Genomic DNA, 6,687 nt, shown 5'->3' on the forward strand with positions numbered 1-6,687 from the left:
GCCCGACCGGCCGCCCGGAGGAGGCGGGGCGGGCGCCCGCACCGGGCCGGCCCCGCCGGCGGACTCCCCGGCCGGCACGCGGGGCACCGGCGGCACGGTCGGCTCCGGCCGTACCCGCGGCCCGGTGGGCGGGAGGACCTGGCAGGACAACGCGCCGGGCTCCGTGGTCAGCACCGTGGCGGCGGTCCGCGTCGCGAAGCCGCTCCACCAGCGCAGGCCCTCGGCGGTGCGCGGCGTCTCGTACCACCAGCCGCCGGCCCCGCGCGGCGCCTGCCAGCCGAGTTCGGCCAGGCCGCGCTCGTCGTAGGGCGGGCAGACCCCGCGGACGGTGTCCCGGCGCACCATCAGGTGCAGCCGGCGGGGACCGGCGGCGAGTTCCAGGTCGGTGTCGCGGTCGCAGCGCGACAGCGTGTCGTGCAGCCGGGCGACGATCTCGGGCCAGCCCGGCGACGTCATGCCGGCGGCCCCGGGAGGCGGCCGTCGAGCCGCCCCAACCGTCCCATGGCCTCCTCCAGGCGGCCCAGCGAGGCGAAGTCGCCGGGGGTGCCGAAGATCCCGTCCAGGCCCGCGCCGAGCGTCGCGTCGAGCCCCTCGGTGCGCTCGTTGAGCTGCTCGGTCGCCGCCGCGCGGGCCCGCCGGTACGTCTCAAGCACCATCGCCGCGAGGTCCTCCGTGCCCACGCGCAGCGCGGTCGGCGCGAGGCTCAGGTCGGTGAGCCCGCCCGTGGCGTCGACGGTCGCGGACACCAGACCGCTGTCGTCGGTGGCGGTGGCGCTCAGCTCGTCCAGGTCGTCCCTGAGCCCGGCGAAGCGGCGTTCGATGTCGGCGAGCCGTCCAGCGAGGGCGTCGAACGCGGACAGCGGGTCAGACATTGAGAACCTCCCGTGCACGGTGCCGGCCGGGGTGGCGCCCGTCGGCGGCATGATCGTATCGTCGTCCCGCCGGGCGAGTGGGGGAGGAACGGCGTGCCTGACATCGACGTCGACGTGCAGGCGGTACGTCGGCTCGAGGCGGCGGCGAAGCGGGTGGCCACCTCGCTGACCGCGCTGGAGAGCCGGATCACGTCCGCCGGGGAGATTCCGGACGGGGCCTTCGGGCACCTGCCGTTCGTCAGCGACATGCTCCGCGAGAAGTACGCCGAGCAGGTCACCGGCGGGATGGAGCTGTTCCGCTCCGGCCACGACGCGTTCGAGCGGGTCGGCGGCGCGCTGGGCGGGACGGCCGAGGCCTACGAGCGCAACGAGCAGGACATCGACGCCTCCTTCCGCGCCATCGGCACGGGGCTGCCCCGGTGAGCGGCCCCGCGGGCACCGCCGTCGAGCTCTGGAACGGCATCGACAACGCGCTGTCCGGCGTGGACAAGGTGGTCGACAGCGTCTGCCGTACCCTCGCCTGGCCGCTGATCCAGCTCGTCGACCTCGTCGACGGCGAACCGGCCGCGCTGCGCGCCAAGGCCACCGAGTGGGACGCGCTGGCCGCGCAGGTGCGCGAGGTGGCGATGACCCACCGCGGCGTACGCGAGGCCGAACAGGCCGGCTGGCGCTCCCCGTCCGGCGAGGCGTACGGGCGGCGGATGGCCGAGGTCGAGCAGCAGCTGCTGGACGTCGCCGAGCAGTTCACCGCCACCGCCGAGTACCTGCGCGGGGTCGCCGACGCGCTGCAGACCGTGCACGACGTCCTGGTCGACATCTGCGTGGAGTTCGTGAACTTCCTGCTGGTGACACTCGTCACCGCGCTGCTGATGGCCCCGTTCACCGCCGGGGCGTCCTGGGCGGCCGGGGTGGCGCTGGGGGTCACCCGGGGCATGATCGCGCTCGCCCGGATGCTGAAGATCATCCGGCCGCTGGCGGCGCACCTGCAGAAGGTCATCCGGCTGCTGCAACGGGTCCTGTTCCACCTGCGCAAGCTGCGCAACCACCTGGACAAGCTGGTCGACAAGCAGAAGGCGCTGCGCGCCGGCCAGAAGTACGCCGACAGGCGCCGGGCCGCCGGCGACGCCGACAAGTGGTTCCACAGGTTCATGGACCCGGCGAAGGGCAGCTGGAAGCTCGGCAAGTCCGGCACGCCCTTCGACATGAGCACGTTCGAACGACTCGGGGCGCTGCGGGCGCACGGCATGGCCGACGGCGCGCGGATGATCGGCCGGGACTGGGCCACCAACCTGCCGTGGAACATCCCGAACTCCGTCGTGCACGGCGCCACCTGGGGCACGGTCGCGATGGTCTCGGGCCTGTCGGTGCCCGGCATGGACCAGGTCGGCGACAAGGTCGACGCGGCGGTGCAGGGCGGCGCCGAGTGGATCGACCAGAATGTCTTCGGACAGCCGCCGGCGGAGCAGCCGGCCGGCAGGTGACGGCCGATCGAGGGGGTGGGGCGTGTCCGAGGGGCGCAGTCGGCTGGGCCGGCTGACCGACGCGGTGCTGGGTGGTGCGCGGACCGCCCGGGACAAGGCCCGCGAGCTGCGCGACGAGTTCCGCACCACCGACGAGCCCGAGCGCGCCCTGGTCGCGCCCCTGCTGCCGGGTGAGGAGATCCGCTACGTCGGCCTGGCGCCGGTACGGGCCCCGGAGAACCACCGGGCCGGCAGCCAGCTCGCCGACCGGGTGAACGCGGAACTGGCCGAGGCGCTCGACCCGCGCGCGCTGTTCGGGCTGCTCAACATCGTCAACCCGGTCGCCTGGGTGGACGCCGTGCTGACGCCCGTACGGATCGCCGCGGGCGTCCTGCTGCTGCCCGGCAAGGCCGCCGTGCTCGCCGCGGGCACGCCGGAGGCGGCCGAGGCGGAGCCCGCGCCGGGCGCTGCGCCCCGGGAACCGCTGCCGCTCACCGAGGAGCAGGAGGCGTTCCGGGCGCTGTTCCGGCTCAGCCGCTACCGGCCGCTGGCCGACCAGCTCGCCGAGATCGCCTACCGGCGGCGGTACGTCTTCAGCGGCGACCTGGCCACCCTCGCCGGCAGCCTGCTGCTCTTCCTGGAGCGCTACACCGGCACCCCGCTGGCGGTCACCGACACCCACCTGCACCTGCTGCGGATGGGCCGCCGCCCCGACCCCGACCGAGAGGACCGGCGGCGCCCCCAGGTGCTCTGGAGCGTGCCGCGGCGGCGCATCGCGCGGATCGACTCCGACGCCGGCGCGGCCCGCCTCATGCAGTTCCCGTCCACCATCGTGTTCGACGACGGATCCTGGATTCGGATCGTCAACCCGGCCACCCGCGACGACCAGTCCCGCTTCCTCGCCGCCGTACGCGGCCTCCCCGGCCAGCGCCCCACGGCCTGACCGGGCGGTCGCCCCCGGCGCGGTGCGAGGGGTCAGCCGTCGCGCTCGGGGTAGCCCACCGGCACGGCCGAGACGTCGTCCAGCGCGGTGACGATCTCCTCCGGCAGGGTCATCCGCTCGACCTGGAGCGCGCCGAGCAGCTGCCCGACCGTCCGTGCGCCGAGGATCGGGGCGACCACCCCGGGCCGGTCGCGGATCCAGGCCAGCGCCACCTCCGTCGGGGAGACACCCAGCCCGCCCGCGGCGATGGCGACCGCCTCCACGATGCTGGAGCAGCGCGGCTCCAGGTAGGTGGCGACGAACCGCTCGAAGTGCGGCGAGGCGGCCCGCGAGTCGGCGGGCCGGCCGTGCCGGTACTTGCCGGTGAGCACCCCGCGCCCCAGCGGCGACCAGGGCAGCACCCCCAGCCCGAGGGCCTCGCAGGCGGGGAGCACCTCCCGCTCCACGCCCCGCTCCAGCAGCGAGTACTCCACCTGCGCCGCCACCACCGGGGCGCGCCCCGGCCAGGCGGTCTGCCAGGCGGCCGCCCGCGCGGTCTGCCAGCCGGCGAAGTTCGACACCCCGACGTAGCGGACCCGGCCGCTGGCCACCGCGTGGTCGAGGGCCGCGAGCGTCTCCTCCAGCGGGGTGTCGGGGTCGTACCCGTGCAGCTGGAACAGGTCGACGTGGTCCGTGCCGAGCCGGTGCAGCGAGGCGTCCAGGGTGCGTAGCAGGTGCCCCCGCGAACCGTCCCGACGCCGGCCGCTGCCCGGCCGCAGCCCCGCCTTGGTGGCGATCAGCAGCTCCTCGCGCGGCACCAGGGAGCCCAGCAGCGACCCGATCACCGACTCGGCGTCGCCGTCGCCGTAGACGTCGGCGGTGTCGATCAGGTTGCCGCCCGCGTCGAGGTAACTCTTCAGCTGGGCGGCCGCATCGTCGGCGTCGGTGTCCCGGCCCCACGTCATGGTGCCGAGCGCGAGCCGCGAAACCGCCAGCCCGCTTCGGCCGAGCGGTCGCTGTTGCATGAATGAACCTTATTTCGAACGGGGGCCCGCCGATATCCTCGCTCCCGTCAAGTGTGCCGGGCGCGTCGCGTTTCCGACCGTCCGGGCCCGCCCGGGTTGTGGTGACCGGTGGACGGGACGTCCTCCGGCATTGCGTAACCTGATGCGACCTGTGGTGCGGATGGGGGAGGACCTAAGTGCGACTCGGGCTCAGCCTCGGATACCAGACAGCGTGGAGCACGCCGGCCGATCACCTGGCCTTCGCCCAGGAGGCGGACCGGCTCGGCTACTCGGTGGTGTGGGCGGCGGAGGCCTACGGCTCCGACTCGCCGAGCATGCTCGCCTGGATGGCCGGGCAGACGGAACGGATCGACCTGGGCAGCGCGGTGATGCAGATCCCCGCCCGCACCCCGGCGATGACCGCGATGACCGCGGCGACGATCGACGCCCTCTCCGGCGGCCGGTTCCGGCTGGGCCTCGGCGTGTCCGGCCCGCAGGTCTCCGAGGGCTGGCACGGCGTACGGTTCGGCAAGCCGCTGGCCCGCACCCGCGAGTTCGTGGACATCGTGAAGCTGGCAGTCGCCCGCAAGGCCGTCGCGTACGACGGCGAGTTCTACACGCTGCCGCTGCCCGACGGCCCGGGCAAGGCGCTGAAGCTGGGCTTCCACCCGCCGCGCGAGCACATACCGATCTACCTCGCCGCGGTGGGTCCGAAGAACCTGGAGCTGGCCGGCGAGATCGCCGACGGCTGGCTGGCCGTCTTCTTCGCTCCCGAGTTCGCCGAGGAGCAGCTCGCGTCGGTTCGCGCGGGGCGGGCGAAGGCCGGCAAGGAACTGGCCGGCTTCGACGTGGTCCCGTCGGTGCCCGTGGTCGTCGGCGACGACATCGCCACCTGCGCCGAGCTGGTCCGCTGGTACGCGGCCCTCTACGTCGGCGGCATGGGCAGCCGCCAGCAGAACTTCTACAACCAGCTGGCCACCCGGATGGGCTACGGCGACGCCGCCCGCGAGGTGCAGGATCTCTACCTGGCCAAGCGGCAGCGCGACGCGGCCGCCGCGGTGCCGATGGAGTTCATCGACCGCACCTCGCTGCTGGGCCCGAAGGAGCGCATCGCCGAGCGGATGCGGGAGTACGCCGCCGCCGGCGTCACCACCCTCTCCGTGAGCCTGTTCGCCGCCGACCGGGACAGCGGCGTACAGACCCTGCGTACCGTCGCCGAGGCGCTGGACCTCTCGGGAGTCGGCGAGTGACCTGGATCGAGGCCATCGTCCTGGGCATCGTCCAGGGACTCACCGAGTTCCTTCCGGTCAGCTCGTCCGGTCACCTGCGGATCACCTCGGCGATCTTCTTCGACCGGGACGCCGGGGCGTCGTTCACCGCGGTCACCCAGTTGGGCACCGAGGCGGCGGTGCTGATCTACTTCGCCAAGGACATCTGGCGCATCACCCGTACGTGGCTGGTCGGCATCAGGGACAAGTCGGTGCGCTCCAGCCTCGACTACCGGATGGGCTGGTACGTCATCGTCGGCTCGATCCCGATCGGGCTGTTCGGTTTCCTGTTCAAGGACCAGATCCGCACCGCCGGCCGGAACCTGTGGCTGGTGGCCACCACCCTGATCGTGTTCGCGTTCGTGCTGGCGTTCGCCGAGTACTGGGGCCGGCAGAGCCGCACCCTGCAGAACTTCCGGATGCGCGACGGCGTGGTGATGGGTTTCGCCCAGGCCATGGCGCTGATTCCCGGCGTGTCCCGCTCCGGCGGCACGCTCACCGCTGGTCTGCTGCTCAACCTCACCCGGGAGGCGGCGGCGCGCTACTCGTTCCTGCTGGCCATCCCGGCGGTGGTGATGTCCGGGATCTTCAGCGTCGGTGACGTCTTCGAGCCGGCGGCCCCCGGCACGTCGGTGCCGAGCATGGCCCAGATGATCGTCGCCACCGTCATCGCCTTCGGCGTCGGGTACGCGGCCATCGCCTGGCTGTTGCGCTACGTCGCCCACCACACCCTGTACGTCTTCGTGCTCTACCGGGTCGCCCTCGGCACCCTGGTGCTCGCCCTGCTGATGACGGGCACCATCAGCGCCACCTGACCGCCCGCACATGGCGAACCGGCCCCCGTCCCCGCACCACCGGACGGGGGCCGGTCCATGTCCGGGCGGACGGAGCCGAATCCATGTTCAGCCGGTGCCGGCGCTCTGTCCGTGCTGATCGACGACGACGGGGCGTCCACCACCGGGCGCGCCCGGCGCCGGCCGAGTGGTGGATGTGCCGCTGGCCGGCACCCCGGGTTCGGGTGCCGGCCAGCGATCCCCCTTGTGGTGGAAAGTCGGTGGTGGTCGTGTGTCAGTTGTTCCAGTGTTCGGCGACGAGGTCGGCGGCCTGCTGTTCCCACTGGGCGTAGTGGTCGGGGTAGGCCGAGACCTGCACGGTCTGGGC

At 73.4% G+C, this 6,687-nt stretch carries 7 protein-coding genes and 1 pseudogene; 5 read left to right on the forward strand and 3 right to left on the reverse strand.

The window, feature by feature from the left end:
- Together ACSNN9_RS27170 and ACSNN9_RS27175 are read right to left on the reverse strand one after the other, a co-directional pair.
- Positions 1–456, reverse strand: a pseudogene (locus ACSNN9_RS27170) (hypothetical protein); the annotation flags it as partial.
- A complete protein-coding gene (locus ACSNN9_RS27175; protein WP_436676118.1) occupies positions 453–872 on the reverse strand; it encodes a YbaB/EbfC family nucleoid-associated protein in 420 nt (139 codons plus the stop codon). The pseudogene ACSNN9_RS27170 and the gene ACSNN9_RS27175, both read right to left, overlap by 4 nt.
- Before the next feature lie 93 nt (positions 873–965).
- Here ACSNN9_RS27175 and ACSNN9_RS27180 point away from each other — a divergent pair, with 93 nt between their 5' ends.
- From ACSNN9_RS27180 to ACSNN9_RS27190, 3 genes are read left to right on the forward strand one after another with little or no spacing between them, the layout of a single operon-like run.
- Entirely contained in the window at positions 966–1,295 is a 330-nt protein-coding gene (locus ACSNN9_RS27180) for a hypothetical protein (protein ID WP_436676119.1), read from the forward strand.
- Positions 1,292–2,353: a WXG100 family type VII secretion target gene (locus ACSNN9_RS27185; RefSeq protein ID WP_436676121.1), complete on the forward strand. Its 1,062-nt coding sequence runs from the start codon at positions 1,292–1,294 to the stop codon at positions 2,351–2,353. Before ACSNN9_RS27180 ends, ACSNN9_RS27185 begins: the two co-directional genes overlap by 4 nt.
- Before the next feature lie 22 nt (positions 2,354–2,375).
- On the forward strand, positions 2,376–3,275 hold the full coding sequence (locus ACSNN9_RS27190; RefSeq protein WP_436676122.1) for a hypothetical protein: 900 nt from the start codon (positions 2,376–2,378) through the stop codon (positions 3,273–3,275).
- Between the two features lie 32 nt (positions 3,276–3,307).
- Here ACSNN9_RS27190 and ACSNN9_RS27195 read toward each other — a convergent pair whose 3' ends face one another.
- A complete protein-coding gene (locus ACSNN9_RS27195; protein WP_436676124.1) occupies positions 3,308–4,279 on the reverse strand; it encodes an aldo/keto reductase in 972 nt (323 codons plus the stop codon).
- A gap of 176 nt (positions 4,280–4,455) precedes the next feature.
- On the opposite strand from ACSNN9_RS27195, the gene ACSNN9_RS27200 reads away from it, so the two are divergent.
- The gene (locus ACSNN9_RS27200) at positions 4,456–5,508 is read left to right on the forward strand and encodes an LLM class F420-dependent oxidoreductase (RefSeq protein ID WP_357880516.1); all 1,053 of its coding nucleotides are present in this window, start codon (positions 4,456–4,458) and stop codon (positions 5,506–5,508) included.
- The gene (locus ACSNN9_RS27205; RefSeq protein WP_436676125.1) at positions 5,505–6,341 is read left to right on the forward strand and encodes an undecaprenyl-diphosphate phosphatase; all 837 of its coding nucleotides are present in this window, start codon (positions 5,505–5,507) and stop codon (positions 6,339–6,341) included. Before ACSNN9_RS27200 ends, ACSNN9_RS27205 begins: the two co-directional genes overlap by 4 nt.
- Positions 6,342–6,687: the final 346 nt, after the last annotated feature.

The sequence above is a fragment of the Micromonospora sp. URMC 107 genome, assembly GCF_051386315.1.
In the GTDB taxonomy this organism is placed as follows: domain Bacteria; phylum Actinomycetota; class Actinomycetes; order Mycobacteriales; family Micromonosporaceae; genus Micromonospora.

Excerpts from the sequence above, each read along its gene's own strand:
- ACSNN9_RS27175 (WP_436676118.1), bottom strand. The coding sequence starts at position 872 with ATGTCTGACCCGCTGTCCGCGTTCGACGCCCTCGCTGGACGGCTCGCC.
- ACSNN9_RS27195 (WP_436676124.1), bottom strand. The coding sequence starts at position 4,279 with ATGCAACAGCGACCGCTCGGCCGAAGCGGGCTGGCGGTTTCGCGGCTC.